Raw genomic sequence first — 19,816 nt, forward strand, 5'->3', positions numbered from 1 at the left:
GCGGTCGACTGTTGCTCCGGCCGACGGACCTGCCCAGCTGATCTACGCGTTCGAAGCGGTGATCATCGGCGGCATGGGGACGGTATGGGGCGCCTTCGTCGGCTCGATGGTGCTCGGCATCTCGCAGGCCATCGGCTTCCGCATCGATCCGGGCTTCGGCGTGCTTGCCGGACATATCGTCTTCCTGGTCGTGCTGGCGACCCGCCCACAGGGCCTGTTCGGAAAGGCATTGTCATGAGTGCGATTCCCTATGTGGCAACAACCGAGGTGCCCGAGGTCGTGGTCCAGCGCCAGACCCGGTCCGGTCGCATCGCGATGACGCTGGCGGTGCTGGCCATGATCGCTGTCGCTGTCATGCCGTGGTGGGCTTCGACCGGCACGATCCGGTCGGTTCTGGTGCTGTGCTGCTATATCGCCGTCGCGCAGATGTGGAACCTGCTCGCCGGCTATGCCGGCCTCGTCTCCGTAGGCCAGCACGCCTTCATGGGCGCCGCCGGCTATGCGCTTTTCGTGCTGGCGCAGACCTACGGCATCAATCCGTTTGTGGCGGTCTTCCTGTCGCTCCTGGTGCCGGCCGCGCTGGCCGTGCCGATCTACCTGCTGCTGCATCGCCTGGATGGCCCCTATTTTTCGATCGGCACATGGGTGGTGGCCGAGGTCTTCCGGCTGACCGCCTCGAACCTGCCGCTCGTCAATTCCGGCGCGGGCATGTCGCTTCGCGTGATGAAGGACTATTCGGCCTTCGAGCGGAATGTCGCTATGTCGCTGCTCTGCGCGGGGATGCTGCTCGTCACGCTGGGCGGCAGCTATTGGCTGCTTCGCTCGCGCTTCTGCCTTGCGCTGATCGCCCTCCGCTCCCCTCCGGTTTCGGCTTCCAGCCCTGGCTTTCCTTTCTTGAAGCTACGCTTCCTGATCTATGTCGCGTCAGCGGTCGGCTGCGGCCTCGCGGGCGCGATCTATTTCATGGCGCAGCTGCGCATCACCCCGGGTTCGGCCTTTGATCCGATGTGGGCGAACGTCGCGATCTTCATCGTCATGGTCGGCGGGATCGGGTCCATCGAGGGCGTTCTGATCGGATCGCTGATCTTCTTCATCGCGGACCGCTGGTTCGGCGAATATGGCGCAACCTATTTCGTCGTCCTCGGCCTGATGACGCTTCTGGTGGCGCTCTACGCCCGGACGGGCATCTGGGGCCTGATCTCGAAGCGGTGGGATGCACCATGGTTCCCGATCCGACGCAAGCTCGTCGACCCCGAACCGCTGACGAGGAGGATTTCATGAAAGCCGCCATCTTCGATAAGGTCGGCGTCCCACTGCGGATCGGCACGGTGCCGGACCCGACGCCAGCCCCGGACGAGGTCGTCTTGCGTGTCGCCGCTTGCGGCATCTGCGGCAGCGATCTGCACATCACCGAGGATCCGGTGCCTTTCGGCATCGAGGCAGGCTTTGTGCTCGGCCATGAATTCTCCGGTGACATCGTCGCGGTCGGATCGGAGGCAAAGGGCCTTCGGATCGGTGACCGGGTCGCTGTCGTGCCGATGCGCGGTTGCGGACACTGCGAGGCCTGCGAGCGCGGCGATCCGGCGCGCTGTCACGAGATGGAGCTGATCGGCGGCGGCTATGCGCAATACGCGACCGTGGCCGCACGCCAATGTCACATCCTGTCCGACGATGTAGCACTCGAGGATGGTGCGTTGGCCGAGCCACTGTCGGTCGCCCTGCATTGCATCGTCCGTTCGGGCATGAAGCCGGGGGATCGGGTCGCCATACTGGGTGCCGGGCCGATCGGACTGCTCGTCGCCTTCTGGGCGCGGCGCATGGGGGCATCGCGTGTCGTGGTGGCCGACATCCACGGCCATCAGCGCGAGCGTGCGCTTGCTCTCGGCGCGACCGGCTTCGCGCTTTCCGGCGAAAAGCTGAGCGAGAACCTCACCGATCTCTGCGGCGGAGCGCCCGACATCGTCTTCGAATGCGTTGGCAAGCGTGGCCTCATCGGCGCGGCGGTCGAGGCGGTCCGGCTGCAGGGCACGGTGGTCGGGGTCGGCCTCTGCATTGGTGGAGACCAGTGGGACCCGTTCGTTGCGCTGACGAAGGAAGTGAACCTGCTGTTTTCGGTCTTCTTCCATCAGCGCAACGAATTCGGCGTCGCCCTCGATGCGCTTCGAGGCGGACCTTTCGCACCGCAAACTCTGGTCACCGACCGGATCGACCTCTCGCCGGTTCCGCAGATATTCGAGAGCCTTCGCCGCCGCACCACGCAATGCAAAGTGCTGATCCAGCCGGACCTTGTTTGAGGAGAGTGAAAAATGGCCGTTCAATTCGAAACGCTCGAATACGATATCGATGGCACGAAAACGGTGGTGATGGCCATCGGTAGAGGCAAGCCCGTGCTGTTCCTGCACGGCGCCTCGACGCTTGAAGGCTTCGACTTTGCCGAGGGCCTCGCGGACCGTTTCCGCGTGCTCTGCCCGAGCCATCCGGGCTTCGGCTTTTCTGGCCCGGCGCCGCATGTCGCTACGATGTCCGACATGGTTTTACACTATCTGAATCTGCTCGATGTTCTCCGTCTGCCGGAGAAGCCTCATCTCATCGGCTTTTCCATGGGCGGCTGGATGGCGACCGAACTCGCTGGCCTTGCGCGCGAGCGTTTCGACAAGGTGGTGCTGATCGCGCCGGCAGGGCTCAACGACCCCGCATATCCGGCCACTGATCTCGGCGCGGTCGCGCCGCAGGAGTTGCCGGCCTATCTGGCGCAAGACGTCTCGGTGGCGCTGCGCTACTTCCCGGATGGTTCCGACGCCGCCTTTGCCGAGGCCTTCGGCGCCGATCGCGCCCGCGAAGGCGAGACGCTCGGCCGGCTGCTGGCGCCGTTCGGCATGGGTCATCCGAACCTGCGGCGCTTTCTGGCGCGCATCGCCAATCCGACACTGGTCGTCTGGGGCACCAGGGACCGTATGCTGCCGGCGGGACAGGCTCCGCTCTTCGTCGAGGCGCTGCCCGACGCACGCCTGATCCTCGTCGAGGACGCCGGCCATTTCGTCATGCAGGAGAAACCCGAAACGCTCAGGAAGATCGGCGATTTCTTCGCCGGCTGATCGCATTTGAAAAGGAGGAGGAGAACACGATGAACAAACCCATCAAGCACAGCTCGTGGGGGACGACCACCGACTATCGCGACTTGCTCAGGAAGATCGCGGAGATCGGACCGGCCCTGGAAGCCAACGCCACCGCCGATGAGGAGAATGGCGAACTGACTGCGGCCACGTTCGAGCTGCTGAAGCCGCTGCGCATGTCGCATATCTTTGCCGCGGAGAGCCTCGGCGGTGCGCAGTTGCGACCCACCGAGGGTCTCGAACTGCTGGCGGCGATCACCTGGCATTCCGGGGCGGCCGGCTGGGTTTCCATGGTGCATTGCTGCATCGGCGCGATGTCGGCTGCCTTTCTGCCGGACAGCGCGGTCGAGCGGCTGTTCGCGCCGGGCTCCGACAACCGTTTCTCGGGACAGGGGGCGCCGCTCGGCATGCTGAAGAAGGTCGACGGTGGCTACCGGCTGAACGGCAAGTGGAGCTATGGCAGCGGCTTCAGCCACGCCACCTATAGCCACAGTGCCGCCTTCGTCGACGACGGCACCGGCAAGCCCGCCAAGGACGATAGGGGCAATGTGATCATCATGTGCGCCCATGCGCCGATCTCCCAGCACAAGCAGCTCGGCAATTGGGACGTTCTGGGCCTCGGAGGCACCGGCAGCATCGACTATGCGGCCGAGGACGTCTTCATCGCCGACGATCTCGTCTTCCCGATCCTGACCGCACCGCCGCTGCGCCAGAAGGAGTTCTTCAGTCTCGGTGTCGTCGGCCTCGCCGCCATCGGTCATACCGGCTGGGCACTCGGCACCGGGCGGCGGATGCTGGACGAGATCGCCAAGTTCGCCCGCAGCAAGTCAGGCCGCGCCGGGTTGATCGGCGAGAGCGAGAAATTCTGGCACGACTATGGCCGCGCCGAAGCCCGCTATCGCGCTGCCCGCGCCTTCATCTTCGAAGTCTGGCGCGACATCGAGATGACGGTCGAAGCCGGCAACAGCATGTCGACGCGTCAGATCAGCCTTGTCCATCTGGCCAAATCCGAGATTCACGAGGTTGGCGTCGACATCTGCAACTTCGCCTACCGCGCGGGCGGCGGTGCGTCGCTGCGCGCCGGTGTGATCCAGCGCACCTTCCGCGAGATGATGGTGGCGGCCAACCATTTCACGATCGCGCCATCGATCGTCACCTCGGCCGGCCGCGACATCGGCGGGGTGTGGAGCGATCGCACCTGGCAGTTCTACGATCTGATCGAGAAGAAGTAGTCGCAAGGGCCGGACGGCGGACCCATCCGGCCCCATTTCATGCTGCAGAAGAGAGACGTCGATGAGCTTCCCGCATCCGATGACCAACGCCTTCCGCGAAGCCTTTCGCCACCATCCGGCCGGTGTTGCCGTGATCACGGCCGATCCCGGCGACAGACCGGTGGCGATGACCGTGTCCTCGCTGATCTCTGTAAGTGCTGCGCCACCGGTCGTCGCCTTCTCGCTGTCGATGAAATCGACCTCGTCCGAACCCTTGCTGCGGGCGCAGACCATGGTGATCCACCTGCTGCGCTACACCGATATCGACCTGGCGCAGCTCTGCGCGTCGAGCGGCGCGGAACGCTTCCCGCCGGGAGGCGCCTGGGCTCGGCTGCCCACGGGCGAACCGCGCTATACCGGCGTCTCGACCTGGTTCCGCGCCCGCCGGCTCGGCGTCCTGCCGATCGAGGGCGCGACACTGGTGGCGGCCGAACTCCTTGACGGCGAGGTGCAGCCGGACGAGATCCCCCCTGAGGCGCATTCGCTGGTCTACCTCGACCGTCGCTGGCATCGCCTGCACAAGGAACTGGACGGCGTGGCTGAACTTCTTGAGTCGTCGCGTTTTCTTTGAACGGTGCCGGCTGTCCGGCCGCTGCGCACGGAATTCGCTAAGCCAGTCAAACGCGTTCGAGCGTCAGTCGCACCGTCCCCCTGGCCCGCCGTGCAGGGTTGAGGGCCATCCAGCCAGTTGGGCACTGGTCGGAGCTTCGTCCCGCATCGGATGCATGTCTCAGCTTACGTTAGACATTTCTACAAAATATATCACATGTTGACGTTAATTTAACAGGCTACTATGGTCTGTTTACCGCATCGGATGCGGCGCTTTGGTATCACCGTTGCTCGTTGATTGTCGTCATGTCCGTCATCCTTATCCCAACCTGCAGGATTGCCTTGCAGCGCCCTTCACCAGTTGCTGAAAACGGCGGCGCCCATGCCCAGTTTGCTCGGAATCGATAACGGTCTCACGGTCACCAAGGCGGTGATCTTCGATGCCGATGGCACGCAGTTGTCGGTGGCGCGTCGGCGGGTTCCGCAATCGATGCCCCATGCGCGCTGGGTGGAGCGCGACATGGCCGGCCTCTGGCAAGCGACCGCCGACGCAATCAAGGAGGCGATCGCGCTATGTGGCCGCCCGGCGGACGACATCAGGGCGGTGGCGGCAACCGCGCATGGCGACGGTCTCTATTTGCTCGACAAGGATCGTCGGCCGCTGGGGCCTGGAATCCTGTCGCTCGATAGCCGCGCCGGCAAGATTGTCGAGCGATGGTCGGCGGACCGGGTCTTCGAAGAGGCGCTAGCGCGAACAGGCCAGGCGCCCCACGTCTCGGCGCCGTCGGCGCTGCTCGCCTGGATCAGGGAGCACGAACCGGCCCGCTATGGGCGTATCGGGCATATACTGGCCTGCAAGGACTGGCTGCGCTTTTGCCTGACCGGCAAGATCGGCACCGACCGTACCGAGGCCAGCACCTCATTCACGGATTTCCGCACGCAAGCCTTCGCGCCGGAAGCGTTGCGAATCTTCGGATTGGACGATGTTTTCGACGCGCTGCCGCCGATGGCGCACTCCGCCGCGATCGTCGGCCATGTCACCGCCGAGGCAGCCGAAATGACCGGCCTTGCCAAGGGAACACCGGTCGCGTGCGGACTGCATGACGTGACTGCCTCCGCACTTGGCATGGGCGGCCATGAGGAGGGCGTGCTCGCCATCGTCGCCGGAACCTATTCCATCAACGAAGTCGTCTCTTCGCAACCACGCGTCGACCCGCGTTGGCTCTGTCGCAACGCCATCGACGCAGGCCGCTGGAACAACATGGCGATCTCGCCGGCCTCGACCGCGAACTACGACTGGTTTCTCGACACGTTCTGCCGCTCGGAGCAGGAAAAGGCATCGATCGATGGCGACTCGATCCACGAGCTTCTGGCAGCAGAGATCGACGCGGCGCTGAAGAAGCCCTCGACCATCCTGTTTCATCCCTATCTGTTCGGCTCTCCTTATGGCGATGTTGCCAGCGGCGGCTTTGTCGGCCTGCACGGCTGGCACAATCGCGGCGATATGCTGAAGGCGGTTCTGGAGGGCATTGCCTTCAATCACCGCACCCATGTCGAAGCCTTGCGCGACGGCTTTGCCATCAGCGAGATCCGCCTGACCGGCGGCGGTTCGCGCAATCCGGCCTTCGTTCAGATGTTTGCCGACGTGCTGAACGCCCCGGTCATCGTCGCCTCGACCGACGAGGCCGCGGCCTTTGGCGCTGCCCTTTGCGCGGGGGCGGCGGTTGGCATCTTCGCGACGCCGCAACAGGGCGCCAGGCAGGTCGGGATGACGGCGCGCCAATACGAGCCTGACCAAGCCTCGAGTGCTGTGTTCAACGAGCGCTTTTCCCTCTATGGCCGCATAGCCGGTGCGCTCGAACCGCATTGGCCCGACATCGAGAAGCTGGGCCGGCCAGACACTGGGGGAACCGCATGATCAAGGCCGACGAACGACGCGAAGAGATCGCCGACTATGTGATCAAGCTCGGCCAGGTGCGCATCGACGATCTGGTCGAGCATTTCGGCGTGTCGCGCATGACCGTCCACCGGCATATCGACCGGCTGGCGCAGCAGGGCGTGCTGCGCAAGCTGCACGGTGCGGTGACGGTTCAGCCTTCCGGCCTCTACGAAAGCGCCTTCCGCTACCGTGTGACGGTCAACCGGGCCGAGAAGGATGCGCTGGCGCGGGCAGCACTCGATTATGTCGAAGCCGGCCAGGTGGTGATGCTGGACGATTCCTCGACGGCAAACGCCGTCGCGGCACTGCTGCTCGACGTCAAGCCGCTGACCGTCATCACCAACTCCGTAGCGACGGCATCACTGCTGATCAATGTCGACGAACTCGACTTCATCTGTCTCGGCGGCCAGTACCACGGCACCTACAACGCCTATATCGGTATCGTCTGCGAGAACGCCGTGGCGCAGCTGCGCGCCAATGTGCTGATCTGTTCGGCTTCGGCCATCACCGGAACCACGGCCTTCATCCAGGATCCCAATGTCGTGCGGGTCAAGCAGGCGATGATGGCCGCATCGGCCAAGCGTATCCTTCTGATCGACCATGCCAAGTTCGACAGGATCGCGCTGCATGTCTTCGACGATCTGACCAGCTTCGATGTCGTGCTGGCGACCGAAGGCCTGGGCGATGCGCGGGCGCAAGCTCTCGAACGGGCCGGCGTGAAGCTGCGCATCGTCAAGACGAGAGCGTCATGAGCTCAAGCGAAGCAACATTTACGGAAAATCCCGCCGGGCGTTTGGCCGCCATGGCCGGAACCGGCGAGGTCGACGTCGTCATTCTTGGCGCCGGCATTAACGGGGCAGGGCTGTTTCGCGACCTGTGCGCGCAAGGCGTCAGCTGTCTGATCGTCGACAAGGCGGATTTCGGCTCGGGCACCAGTGCCGCGCCGTCGCGGCTCATTCACGGTGGCCTGAAATATCTCGAAACCGGCGAGTTCGGGCTGGTCGCACAGTCGACACTTGAACGCAATCTGCTTTTGAAGAACGCGCCGCACTATGTCAGCCCGCTGCCGACCGTCATCCCGATCTTTTCCTGGAGCAAGGGCATGTTGGCGGCCTTGCGGACGCTGTTCGGCTCGACCAGCGCACCGCGCAGCCGCGGCGCCATCCTGATCAAGATCGGCCTGATGATCTATGATTTCTACGGCTCGCGAAACCAGGTCATGCCGCGCCACCGCATGGTCGGGCGGCGCCAGGCGCTCAGCGGGATGCCGGCGCTCAATCCTTCGATCGTCGCCACCGGCACCTACTACGACGCCAAGATAAGCCACCCCGAAAGGCTCGTGCTTGAACTGATCCTCGATGGGCGGCAGGCAAACGCGGCCTCGGCCAGCGCGAACTATACGGCGCTGGTCAAGTCCGCCGATGGGGTACTGACCTTCCAGCCGGAAAACGGCGCGGCCTTTTCGGTGCGGCCGAAGCTGGTGGTCAACGCCGCCGGTCCGTGGATCGACGATGTCAACGAATTGCTTGGCGCGCCGTCGAAGATGATCGGCGGCACCAAGGGCTCGCACGTCCTGCTCAAGCATGACGAACTGGACAAAAGCCTGGCCGGGCGCATGCTCTATTTCGAAGCCGATGACGGCCGCATCTGCCTCATCTACGATTATCTCGGCCTGGCGCTGGTCGGCTCCACCGACATCAAGGCCGACAATCCCGACGCGGTGCGCTGCGAGCCCGACGAAGTCGAGTACCTGCTCGACAGCGTGCGGACTCTGCTGCCGGGAATGGCGTTCGAGCGCGACCAGATCGTCTACGCCTATAGCGGCATCAGGCCGCTGCCGGCCTCCGATGCATCGCTGCCCGGGCTGATCAGCCGTGACCACTCCGCGCCGGTCGCCGAGCCGGATCGGAACAGACCTTTCGCGGTCATCTCGCTGGTCGGCGGCAAGTGGACGACCTTTCGCGGCTTTGCCGAGGAAGTCGCCGACACCGTGCTCGGCCGCCTGCAGCACAGCCGCAAGGTGACGACGCAAGCCATGCCGATCGGCGGCGGCAGGGATTTCCCGACCAATGCCGCAGCGCGAGCAAGTTGGCTGGCTCTGGCTCGCTCGAAGACGGGCGCTGAGGAACGGCGTCTCGATGCGCTGCTGTCGCGATACGGCACCAGAGCCACGCAGATCGCCACGCATGGGTCGGGCGATGAGGGTCGGCTGCCGGATTCAGAAAGCTACAGCAAATCGGAAATCGACTACATCGTCCGCAACGAGTTCGTCGAACATCTGGCCGACATCGTCATGCGCCGCAGCACCTTGGCGATATCAGGCTCCCTGACAGGCCGCGACCTGCAGGCGATTGCGGCGATTGCCGGACAGGCGCTGGGCTGGAGCGCCGGGCGCCTTGCAAGGGAAGTCGAGGCCGCAATTGTGGAACTCGAGGACCGGAACCTGATGCGGCTGGGTTGATCAGTCCGTCACCGATGCTCTTCACAAGGCAATCCGGTTGGTTTGCCCATGGATGCGCCGCATCCGCAAATCGCCCAACTCACAGGCGGATTGGGATTTTGCCGATATTAGATATTATCCCTGAAAAACAGCTAGTTAGAAGAAAATCTGGATAGCCGATGGCCATGCAATTCTGCTGGCTTAGGCGTGAGGTAACATAGATTGACGTTAAATTAACACAACTGTATGATCGAGTAACATGCTCACCTCCTAATAGGTCGATGTTGCCCGCCGAATGCCGGCAGACCGGCGTTTCGGGAAGGGCGAGACCTGTGAATTGCCCGCATGTGCATGCGCCCAACCCGGCGGGGGATTGACAGCGATGCAGGGATGTGAAAATTTTTGCACACAAAGATAATAATATCATCTCAGGGAGGAGATGGCTTGAAATCCGGCGGAACCGCTAACCGCGATCATGAGTCCAGCCTCGCCACCCGCGCGGCCTGGCTTCACTATGCCGGGGGTCTGACGCAGGCCCAGGTGGCCAAGCGGCTCGGCCTGACCAGCCTCAAGGCGCATCGGCTCATCACGCGGGCCACCCAGGATGGCCTGGTCAGGGTGATCATCGACGGCGACGTCGGCGAATGCATCGACCTCGAGCAGCAGCTGATCAATGCTTACGGGCTCGATTACTGCGAGGTCGTTCCGGATCTCGATCAGGACGAGCTGCCGCTGAAGGCGCTTGGCATCGCCGGCGCTCAGTTTCTGAAGCGGGAGATCGATCGCGGCGAGGACATGCTGATCGGCGTCGGCCACGGCCGTACCCTTGCCGCAAGCGTCGAGTATCTGACGCGCACCGCCGCCGCCCATATCCGTTTCGTCTCGCTGCTTGGCGGTGTGACGCGCAAGTTCGCGGCCAACCCGCACGACGTCATGCATCGGCTGGCCGAGCGGACCGGCGCGCAGGCCTATGTGATGCCGGTGCCTTTTGTCGCCAACACCGCGGAGGACCGTGAGGTGCTGCTTGGGCAGCGCGGCATCAGCGATGTCTTCGACCTCGCAAGCCGGTCCGACCTGATGTTCGTCGGCATAGGGACCGCCGAGCGGGAAGCTTCGCTGGTCGCCACCGGCATGATCGAACATTCCGAAATCGATGAGGTCAAACGCGATGGCGGCGTCGGCGAGCTGCTCGCCCACTTCTTCGACGACCAGGGACGCCCAGTGGAAACGGCGCTGTCGGAAAGAATCCTGGCACTCCCGCGGGACCAGTTGAAGGGCCGCCGGATCGTCGCCGTCGCCGGCGGCAAAGTGAAAATACGCGCTATCAAAGCGGTGCTCGAAAGCCGCTATCTGAGCGGCCTGATCACCGACGAATCCACCGCTCGTGCCCTTGTCGAACAGAACAAACCCAATGGCGCGAAGCGCCATATGAACGGAGGATCGCCAAATGCGTGACAAGCGCGGATCAGCCTTGCTGGCGGTTGCGTCATGAGCGCGAAAGCCGCCACTGCATCGACCAGGCCTGCCTCGCCCGCCCTGCGTCGGGCACTTGCCAGCGCCGCGGTTGTCGTCCTGCTCGGCGCCATGGCGCTCGATACCAACGTGGTCAGGATAGGGTCGGCAGGCGACGTTCGCAGCGCCGTGTTTTCCGCCGCTGACTACGGCAAGTCGGAATTTCCCAAGGTGCAGGCCGATGTCGAGGCACGCGCCGCCGACGCGGTGACGGTGGCGACGGCGATTGCCAAGGACAGGGCAACGGCGGAAAAGGAATACGGTGTGCCTGCGGGCGTCGGACCGGTCATTTCAGTCAAGTTCACCGGCGTCGTCGGCGAAGGAAAATCTGGCATCTACAAGGTCGCCGTCGACGGCGTGCCAGATACGTTGATGATCCGCGTGCAGACGGGACCGGCAATCAACGGGACGGAACTGCGTGACGCCACGGGCAAGATCACATTCGGCCAGTTCACCAACCAGATTGAGTACCAGGACGCCGGTTCGGCGCTGAACAATGAGATGAAGAAGGAAGTCCTGGCCAAGGTCGATACGAGCACCTTGACCGGCAAGACCATATCGGTGGTCGGCGCATTCAAGCTGGTCAACCCGAAGAGCTGGCTCGTCACCCCCGTGAGGCTGGACGTCAAATGAAACCGACTGCCGACACCGGACCCGCGACTGGCGACGCCGTGCTTTCGGCGCGCAACATCGTCATGTCGTATGGCGGCGTCCATGCGCTCAAGGGCGTCAATTTCGACATCCATCGCGGCAAGGTCACCACGCTGTTCGGAGAGAATGGCGCCGGCAAGTCGACGCTGATGAAGATCCTCTCCGGCGTGGTCACGCCGACATCCGGCGACATCGTGCTCGACGGCAATCTCGTCAGCTTTTCTTCGTCCTCGGACGCGCGCGATCGCGGCATCTCGATCATCCACCAGGAACTCAGCCTGGCGCCCAACCTCAGCGTTCGCGACAACATCTTCATGGGCCGCGAACTGCGCACCAGGACCGGCCTCGACTTCGCCGAGGAGCAACGCCAGGCGCGCGCTCTGATGGCTGATCTCGAGGAGGACATCGATCCGATGACCCTGGTCGAGGATCTGCGCCTCGGCCAACAGCAGATCGTCGAGATCGCCCGGGCACTGTCGGTCGATTCGCGCATCCTCATCATGGACGAGCCGACCTCCGCGCTCAGCGCAACCGAGGTGGAAGTTCTGTTCAAGGTGATCCGCGATCTGACCAGCCGCGGCGTCTCCATCGTCTACATATCGCATCACCTCGAAGAGGCGCTGCAGATCACCGACTATGCCGTTGTCCTGCGCGATGGCGCGATTACCGCGACGGCCGAAGCCCGGGATATCGATCTCGAATGGATCGTGCGCAACATGGTCGGCGAGAATTTCGATCTCGGCTCGCCGCCGACCGGCCATGAATTCGGCGAAGTCGCCCTATCGATCGAGGATGTCAGCGTCGTCGACACTTCGGGCTCAGGTTATTCCGTCGTCGATCACCTGTCGCTGGACGTGCGAGCAGGCGAGATCGTCTGCATCTACGGGCTGATGGGTGCCGGGCGCACGGAATTGCTGGAGGCCGTCGCCGGACGAGTGCCGATGGCGGGCGGGCGGGCGCTGCTGGAAGGCGAGGACGTCTCGGGGCTGAGCATTGCCCAGCGTATCTCCAGAGGGCTTGTGCTGGTCCCCGAGGACCGGCAGCGCGACGGGCTGGTGCAGACGATGACCGTCGGTCGTAATCTTTCGCTCGCCAGCATCGAAGCGTTCGCCAGGGGCCTGTTTCTGTCTCGTTCCAGAGAGCGAGAGCTGGTCGAAGACTCGATCCGCAAGGTGACCGTCAAGACCGCTGGCGGCAACGCCATGATCGGATCGCTGTCGGGCGGCAATCAGCAGAAGGTCGTCATCGGCAAGATGCTGACGACCAATCCCAAGGTTATCCTTCTCGACGAGCCGAGCCGCGGCATCGATGTCGGCGCCAAGGCCGAAGTCTTCCGCTTGCTGAGCGAACGCGCTGCGCAGGGCCTTGCCGTCGTCTTCTCGACCTCTGAGGTCAACGAATGCCTCAGCATTGCCCACCGCATCGTCGTCATGCGCCGCGGCAGGATTTCAGCCGAATTCGGCGCCAATGCCACCAAAGAGCAGATCATGGCCGCCTCGGGCGAAGCCGTGGTCGCCTGATCACCAGGAATTTCGGAGCCCACACCATGACCGATGTCAGCCAGGCCAGAAAACAGTCCAGTCCAAGCGCGAGCGAAGGCTTCGATCTCGCCAAGCTGCTGCTCGAGGGCCGCGCTTTCTTTGCCCTGATCGTCATCATCGTCGTCTTTTCGATCCTGTCGCCCTACTACCTCTCGGTGGCGAATTTCCTGACCATGGCCTCGCATGTCGCCATCTTCGGAATCCTCGCGATCGGCATGCTGCTTGTCATCCTCAATGGCGGCATCGATCTGTCGGTGGGGTCGACGCTGGGCTTGGCCGGCGTCGTTGCCGGCTTCCTGATGCAAGGGGTGACGCTGAGTTGGCTGGGCGTCGTTCTCTATCCGCCGGTGTGGGTGGTCGCGGTGCTGGCCTGCATGCTGGGCGCCGTCGTCGGGCTGATCAACGGCGTGCTCATCGCGCGCTTCAAGGTTCCAGCTTTCGTCGCCACCCTCGGCGTCATGTACATGGCGCGCGGCCTGGCGCTGCTGATGACCAGCGGCCTGACCTACAACAATCTCGGCGGCAAGCCGGAGCTCGGAAACACCGGCTTCGATGCGCTTGGCTTCAACCGCTTGTTCGGCGTGCCGACGGGCGTCGTGGTTCTCGTGGTCATCGCGCTCATTGGCAGCATCGTCCTGAACCGCACCGCTTTCGGGCGCTGGCTCTACGCCTCGGGCGGCAATGAACGCGCGGCCGAACTCTCCGGCGTTCCGGTCAAGACAGTGCAGATTTCCGTCTATGTGCTGTCGGGCATCTGCGCCGCCATTGCCGGCCTGATCCTGTCCTCGCAGCTTACATCGGCGGGACCGACCGCCGGCACCACCTACGAACTGACGGCCATTGCGGCCGTCGTCATCGGCGGCGCGGCACTGACCGGCGGCCGCGGCAACATCCGCGGAACCCTGCTCGGGGCCTTCGTCATCGGCTTCCTGTCCGACGGTCTGGTGATCATCGGCATCTCATCCTACTGGCAGACAGTGTTCACCGGCGCGGTCATCGTGCTCGCCGTGCTCCTCAATGCCGTTCAGTATCGCCGCCGCAGCAAGCTCCCAAGCGCGACAGGTGGCCAACCGACTTCTCAGAAACGGGGGAAGGCCGAACCGGCCAATCCTGCCCAAGGGAAGACTGCCAGGTGAACTGGCAGCAACACCGCGTAATCATTGGAGGAATGTACATGAAAACCATGCTGAAAAGTCTGCTCGCGGCCGCGATGGTCGTTGGGTTCACGGCCGCCGCGTCAGCCGCGGGCCTGATCTCGATCATCGTCAACGATCCGGCCAATCCCTACTGGCTGACCGAGGGCAACGTCGCCAAGGCCGAGGCCGAGAAGCTTGGCTATACGGCCAATGTCGGCGCCCACAAGGGCGATACCAATACCGAAAGCAATTTGATCGACACCGCCATCACCAACAAGTCGGTGGCGATCATTCTCGATCCGGCCAACGCCGACGGCTCTGTCGGTGCGGTGAAGAAGGCGATTGCAGCCAACATCCCGGTGTTCCTTGTCAATGCCGAGATCAACCAGGAAGGCCTCGCCAAGGGGCAGCTCGTTTCCAACAACGCGCAGGGCGCTGCTCTCGGTGCCCAGCAGTGGGTGCAGGCCGTCGGTGAAAAGGGCAAATATGTCGAACTGCTCGGCGCCCCGTCGGACAACAATGCCGCCACGCGCTCGAACGGTTACGCGACTGTGCTGAGCCAGTACCCGGATCTCGAAAAGGCTGCTTCGCAGGTCGCCAACTGGGATCGTACCCAGGGCCACGACAAGATGCAGAGCATGCTGCAAGCCAATCCCGACATCATCGCCGTGATCAGCGGCAATGACGAAATGGCTCTCGGCGCGGTTGCGGCGCTGAAGGAAGCTGGCAAGCTCGCCGGCATCAAGGTCGGTGGCTTCGACGGCTCCCCGGACGCGGTTGCGGCGATCAAGTCCGGTGAACTGCAGTACACCGTGCTGCAGCCGGTCGCCATCTTCTCGGCCAAGGCCGTGCAGCAGGCGGACTCGTTTATCAAGACGGGTGCCACCGGTGCGGCGACCGAGAAGCAGCTGTTCGATTGCCTTCTCATCACCAAGGACAATGTCGACAAGTACACCGCACCCTTCGTGCTGTCTGAGTAATACCTGCACAGGGGGTGTCCTTGCGGACACCCCCTGTCTCTTCTACGAAATGACTGCCCTCGTGAACTGCCTTCGCAACCAATCGGAATTTGCGGCATGAAAGACCTGCTGATCGGCATCGACGCGGGAACGTCGGTGATCAAATCGATCGCTTTCGATCTGTCCGGGCGGCAGCTCGCCATGACGTCGGTGCCCAATAGCTTCGTCACGCTGGAAGGCGGCGGCGCCGAGCAGGACCTCGACCAGACCTGGCGCGACATGGCGCGGACCGTTCGCGATCTCGCGGCCAAGATTCCCGACCTCGCGCAACGAATCGCGGCGGTGGCCATCACCGGGCAAGGCGACGGAACCTGGCTGATCGATAGCGACGGCATGCCTGTCTCGCGCGCCTGGCTGTGGCTCGATGCCCGCGCCGGACGTTTGGTGGACGAGATGCGCGCCGATCCCCGGGATCGCAGGCGGTTCGAACTGACCGGCACGGGGCTGAATTCCTGCCAGCAAGGCGCCCAGCTTGCCTTCATGAAAAAGAACCATCCCGACATGCTGGAGCGGGCGGCCACCGCACTGCATTGCAAGGATTGGCTCTACTTCAAGATGACGGGCGAACGCGCCACCGATCCCTCCGAGGGAACCTTCACCTTCGGCGATTTTCGGTCGCGCACCTATTCCGACGAAGCCCTCGACATCCTGGATCTGACGACGCATCGCCGCCTGTTGCCTCCCATGCTCGAAGGCACCACCGACCATCATCCGCTATCGCGATCGGCGGCGGCGGAGACCGGCCTGCTCGAAGGCACGCCGGTGGTGCTGGGCTACGTCGACATGGTCATGACGGCGCTCGGAGCCGGCCTCTATGATCCCTCGGGCAATGTCGGCTGCACGGTCATCGGCTCGACCGGCATACACACGCGCTTCGCAGCCACTCCCGACGATGTCGTGCTGAACGCAGATGGCTCCGGCTACACGATCGCCATGCCTATTCCGGGCGCCTTTGCACAATTGCAATCCAACATGGCGGCGACGCTCAACATAGACTGGGTGCTTGGCCTTGCGCGCGACGTGCTCGCCACGGCTGGCGGCAAACCTTCTCATGACGAGTTGCTGAAGGCGCTCGACGCTTGGATGGAAGCATCGGAGCCGGGATCGCTGATCTACCAGCCTTACATATCGCTAGCCGGCGAAAGAGGGCCGTTCGTCGACCCTGACGCACGCGCCGGCTTCATCGGCCTTTCGGTCAAGCATGGCTTTGGCGATCTGGCACGCGGCGTGCTCGAGGGGTTGGCCTTCGCCGCTCGCGATTGCTACCAGGCGATGGGCGCCGTGCCGAGTGAGATCCGCCTGTCGGGCGGCGCAGCGCGCAGTCCGTCTCTACGTCGCATCATCGCGGCGGCGACAAGGGCGCAGGTGCGCACCAGCAGCCGCCAGGAAGCCGGCGCGGCGGGTGCCGCGATGATGGCCGCGGTCGGGCTCGGCGTCTACGGCTCCATGGAAGACTGCGCCGCCGAATGGGTGACGCCGCTTCTCGGCGACTGCGATGCCTATGACGAGGCGCTTTCGCAAACATACGATGCGCTCTTCCCTTCCTTCGTTGCGGCGCGCCAGGCGCTTCGGCCGGTGTGGAAGGGCATGGCGCACCGCACAGGAGCAAGATCTTGAGCAATACAACAGATGTCGTCGATCTCTTCGTGATCGGCGGCGGCGTCAATGGAGCCGGCATAGCGCGTGATGCTGCAGGTCGTGGCCTGTCCGTCATCCTGTGCGAAAAAGACGATCTCGCGCAAGGCACCAGTTCGCGTTCCGGCAAGCTGGTGCATGGCGGCCTGCGCTACCTCGAATATTATGAATTCAGGCTGGTTCGCGAAGCGCTGATCGAACGCGAGGTGCTGCTCGAGGCGGCGCCGCATATCATCTGGCCGATGCGCTTCGTTCTACCGCACAGCCCGCAGGATAGGCCGGCATGGCTGGTCCGGCTCGGGCTGTTTCTCTACGACCACCTTGGCGGCCGCAAACGGCTGCCTGGGACAAGAACGCTGAACCTGAGGACCTCGCCTGAAGGCGCGCCGATCAAGGACGAATTCAAGCGCGGTTTCGAATATTCCGACTGCTGGGTCGACGATGCGCGCCTGGTGCTGCTCAATGCGCTCGATGCAAGGCAGCGAGGCGCCAGAGTGCTCACGCGCACCGCCTGTGTCGCGGCGCGCCGTGAAGGCGGACTGTGGTCGATCGACATGCAGGATGGTCGCACGGGCGCCGTCACGAAAGTCCGCGCGCGCGCTCTGATCAACGCAGCAGGTCCCTGGGTCAACGACATTGTCAGCCGCGTCGCCGGGCAGAATTCGACGCGCAATGTCCGGCTTGTAAAAGGCAGCCATATCGTCGTGCCCAAATTCTGGGAGGGGCGGCAGGCCTATCTCATCCAGAACAACGACAAGCGGGTGATCTTCGTCAACCCGTACGAGAACGATCTGGCGCTGATCGGCACGACCGACATTCCCTACGAAGGCAGGCCCGAGGAAGTGGTCGCCGAGGCCAGCGAAGTCGACTACCTGATCAAGGTGGTCAATCGCTATTTCAAGCGGCAGCTGACGCCACAGGACGTGGTCTACAGCTTCTCCGGTGTGCGTCCGCTCTATGACGACAATGCCGACAATCCAAGCGCGGTGACGCGCGACTATATTTTCGAACTCGACGCCTCCAACGGCAACGCACCGCTGCTTTCGGTGTTCGGCGGCAAGATCACCACCTTCCGCAAGCTGTCGGAACACGCGCTGGAAAAGATCCAGCCATTCTTTCCGACGATGAAGAAAGCCTGGACGGCCAAAATTCCCTTGCCGGGGGGCGACCTGCCCAATGCGGACTTCGAGCAGTTTCTGAGCGATCTGCATGTCGAATTTTCATGGCTCAGCCCGTCGTTGGTGAAGCACTACGCTCGAAGCTACGGCACCCGCGCCAGGCAATTGCTCGCCGGCGCGCAAAGCGAGGCTGATCTCGGCCGACGCTTCGGTCCCGATCTGTATGAACGGGAGGCAAAGTTCCTGGTCGAGACCGAATGGGCTGGCACATCAGCCGATATACTGGAACGCCGCACAAAGCATGGCCTGCATATCAATGCGGCCGAGCGGAAAGCGTTCGAAGATTGGTTCGGTAACATCATGGCGACGGCGGACTGATGGCCTTCACGCTTTCCCTCAACACCAATCCTCTGGTCAATCGCTTCGCCGATCCAGACGATTTGATCGACGCGATTGCTTATGGCATCGGCATTCGCGACGTGCAGTTGACGCATGAATTCGTCAATCCGGGCTGGCCGGCGGCCACGATTGCCAAATTCCTGCGCCTGTTCAACAGCGCGCTTTCGCGGACCGGTGTCAGGATCACCTCCGGCATGACCGGACCTTATGGCCGGCTCAACCATTTCGGCCACCCGGACGCCGACGTCCGGCGCTACTATGTCGACTGGTTCAAGACCTTCGCCGACATTTCCGCCGAACTCGGCGCGCCAGGCATGGGCACGCAGTTCGCCATCTTCACCTACAAGGACTTTGACGATCCGCAACGGCGGGCAGCACTTCTCGATATCGCGCTCGAATGCTGGCGCGAGGTTGCCGAACACGCCAGGGCGGCGGGGCTGACATACCTGTTCTGGGAGCCGATGTCGGTCGGCCGCGAGTTCGGCCACACGATCGAAAGCTGCGTCACGCTGCAAGGCGCCATCGACGCAGCGAAGCTGCCCATACCGATGAAGATGATGGTCGATATCGACCATGGCGACGTGACCTCACCCAACCCTGCCGACACCGATCCCTACGCCTGGGCGAAAGCGTTTCCATTGCAATCTCCGATCATCCACATCAAGCAGTCTTCCATGAACAAGGGCGGCCATTGGCCGTTCACGGCCGCCTACAACAAGGATGGCCGCATAGTGCCGCAGAAGTTGCTGGACGCGGTTCGGCAGGGTGGTGGAACCGACAATGAAATTTGCCTTGAACTTTCCTTCAGGGAGAGGGAACCAGTCGACCATCAGGTTATCGAGATGATCCGCGAGTCGGTGGATTTCTGGGCGCCTTACGTCGACAGTGGCCGGGACAGTCTCAAGCCTCGGACTTGAGCGAATACGTCGCCCGGAAGCCGGCTTCGGCCGCAAAAGTATCGAAGGAGAAAAACAATGGCCCCATATTGGGTCGGCACGAGCTGGAAGATGAACAAGACGCTTGCCGAGGCGTTGCTGTTCGCCGATGCGTTGGCCGCCTTCGTGCCTGGTTTCGATCAGGCGATACAGCCTTTCGTCATTCCGCCGTTCACCGCCGCGCGCCAGGTCAAGGCGGCACTAGCCAACACCCGCGTGAAGGTAGGTGCCCAGAACATGCATTGGGCCGATGCCGGCGCGTGGACGGGAGAGATTTCGCCAGTGATGTTGAAAGACTGCGGGCTGGATGTAATCGAACTCGGCCATAGCGAGCGCCGGGAGCATTTCGGCGAGACGGATGCGACTGTCGGACTGAAAACGGCAGCTGCTGTCAGGCACGGTTTCGTGCCACTGATCTGCGTCGGCGAGACGCTGGACGAGCGTGAATCAGGCCGCGCCGAGGCGGTGCTGACGGCACAAGTTCTCGGCGCGCTGCAGGAGCTGAGCGGCGATCAACCGAAGGCGGAAATCCTCTTTGCCTACGAGCCTGTCTGGGCG

The 19,816-nt window shown here is 63.2% G+C and carries 17 protein-coding genes and 1 pseudogene; all 18 read left to right on the plus strand.

Annotated elements, in window-relative coordinates:
* Nucleotides 1–238 (plus strand): annotated as a pseudogene (locus ENZ74_RS03465) (branched-chain amino acid ABC transporter permease); the annotation flags it as partial.
* Complete coding sequence (locus ENZ74_RS03470) at nucleotides 235–1,281, plus strand: branched-chain amino acid ABC transporter permease (protein WP_127312662.1); 1,047 nt, start codon at nucleotides 235–237, stop codon at nucleotides 1,279–1,281. The pseudogene ENZ74_RS03465 and the gene ENZ74_RS03470, both read left to right, overlap by 4 nt.
* Entirely contained in the window at nucleotides 1,278–2,294 is a 1,017-nt protein-coding gene (locus ENZ74_RS03475; protein ID WP_063167507.1) for an alcohol dehydrogenase catalytic domain-containing protein, read from the plus strand. The genes ENZ74_RS03470 and ENZ74_RS03475 overlap by 4 nt, the downstream gene beginning before the upstream one ends.
* Nucleotides 2,295–2,306: 12 nt before the next feature.
* Complete coding sequence (locus tag ENZ74_RS03480; RefSeq protein WP_063167508.1) at nucleotides 2,307–3,095, plus strand: alpha/beta hydrolase; 789 nt, start codon at nucleotides 2,307–2,309, stop codon at nucleotides 3,093–3,095.
* A 29-nt stretch (nucleotides 3,096–3,124) separates the two neighbouring features.
* Entirely contained in the window at nucleotides 3,125–4,345 is a 1,221-nt protein-coding gene (locus ENZ74_RS03485) for an acyl-CoA dehydrogenase (RefSeq protein ID WP_063167509.1), read from the plus strand.
* 61 nt (nucleotides 4,346–4,406) lie between these two features.
* Entirely contained in the window at nucleotides 4,407–4,955 is a 549-nt protein-coding gene (locus ENZ74_RS03490; protein WP_013533080.1) for a flavin reductase family protein, read from the plus strand.
* Between the two features lie 360 nt (nucleotides 4,956–5,315).
* Nucleotides 5,316–6,851, plus strand: a complete 1,536-nt coding sequence (locus tag ENZ74_RS03495; RefSeq protein ID WP_127312663.1) for an FGGY-family carbohydrate kinase — start codon at nucleotides 5,316–5,318, stop codon at nucleotides 6,849–6,851.
* Nucleotides 6,848–7,624 (plus strand): DeoR/GlpR family DNA-binding transcription regulator, encoded by a 777-nt coding sequence (locus ENZ74_RS03500; RefSeq protein ID WP_063167511.1) that lies wholly within the window; start codon nucleotides 6,848–6,850, stop codon nucleotides 7,622–7,624. Before ENZ74_RS03495 ends, ENZ74_RS03500 begins: the two co-directional genes overlap by 4 nt.
* A gap of 50 nt (nucleotides 7,625–7,674) precedes the next feature.
* Nucleotides 7,675–9,333: a glycerol-3-phosphate dehydrogenase/oxidase gene (locus ENZ74_RS03505; protein ID WP_164760945.1), complete on the plus strand. Its 1,659-nt coding sequence runs from the start codon at nucleotides 7,675–7,677 to the stop codon at nucleotides 9,331–9,333.
* 423 nt (nucleotides 9,334–9,756) lie between these two features.
* Nucleotides 9,757–10,767, plus strand: coding sequence for a sugar-binding transcriptional regulator (locus ENZ74_RS03510; protein WP_027163951.1), 1,011 nt, complete (start codon nucleotides 9,757–9,759; stop codon nucleotides 10,765–10,767).
* Between the two features lie 33 nt (nucleotides 10,768–10,800).
* Nucleotides 10,801–11,457 (plus strand): DUF2291 domain-containing protein, encoded by a 657-nt coding sequence (locus ENZ74_RS03515; protein ID WP_063167513.1) that lies wholly within the window; start codon nucleotides 10,801–10,803, stop codon nucleotides 11,455–11,457.
* On the plus strand, nucleotides 11,454–12,995 hold the full coding sequence (locus tag ENZ74_RS03520; protein WP_063167514.1) for a sugar ABC transporter ATP-binding protein: 1,542 nt from the start codon (nucleotides 11,454–11,456) through the stop codon (nucleotides 12,993–12,995). Before ENZ74_RS03515 ends, ENZ74_RS03520 begins: the two co-directional genes overlap by 4 nt.
* A gap of 26 nt (nucleotides 12,996–13,021) precedes the next feature.
* Nucleotides 13,022–14,152 (plus strand): ABC transporter permease, encoded by a 1,131-nt coding sequence (locus ENZ74_RS03525; RefSeq protein WP_013533073.1) that lies wholly within the window; start codon nucleotides 13,022–13,024, stop codon nucleotides 14,150–14,152.
* A 32-nt stretch (nucleotides 14,153–14,184) separates the two neighbouring features.
* Entirely contained in the window at nucleotides 14,185–15,132 is a 948-nt protein-coding gene (locus ENZ74_RS03530; RefSeq protein ID WP_023756738.1) for a D-ribose ABC transporter substrate-binding protein, read from the plus strand.
* Nucleotides 15,133–15,228: 96 nt separating this feature from the next.
* Entirely contained in the window at nucleotides 15,229–16,788 is a 1,560-nt protein-coding gene (locus tag ENZ74_RS03535; RefSeq protein WP_063167515.1) for an FGGY-family carbohydrate kinase, read from the plus strand.
* Nucleotides 16,785–18,302 carry a glycerol-3-phosphate dehydrogenase gene (locus ENZ74_RS03540; RefSeq protein WP_063167516.1) on the plus strand — a complete coding sequence of 506 codons (1,518 nt, stop codon included), beginning with the start codon at nucleotides 16,785–16,787 and terminating at the stop codon, nucleotides 18,300–18,302. The genes ENZ74_RS03535 and ENZ74_RS03540 overlap by 4 nt, the downstream gene beginning before the upstream one ends.
* Nucleotides 18,302–19,240, plus strand: coding sequence for a TIM barrel protein (locus ENZ74_RS03545; protein WP_013533069.1), 939 nt, complete (start codon nucleotides 18,302–18,304; stop codon nucleotides 19,238–19,240). Before ENZ74_RS03540 ends, ENZ74_RS03545 begins: the two co-directional genes overlap by 1 nt.
* Nucleotides 19,241–19,297: 57 nt before the next feature.
* The coding region (locus tag ENZ74_RS03550) for a triose-phosphate isomerase (protein WP_164760944.1) at nucleotides 19,298–19,816 on the plus strand (519 nt) is incomplete at its 3' end.

Origin of the sequence: Mesorhizobium sp. M7A.F.Ca.CA.002.15.2.1, assembly GCF_003998715.1 — a bacterium.
In the GTDB taxonomy this organism is placed as follows: Bacteria; Pseudomonadota; Alphaproteobacteria; order Rhizobiales; family Rhizobiaceae; genus Mesorhizobium; species Mesorhizobium ciceri.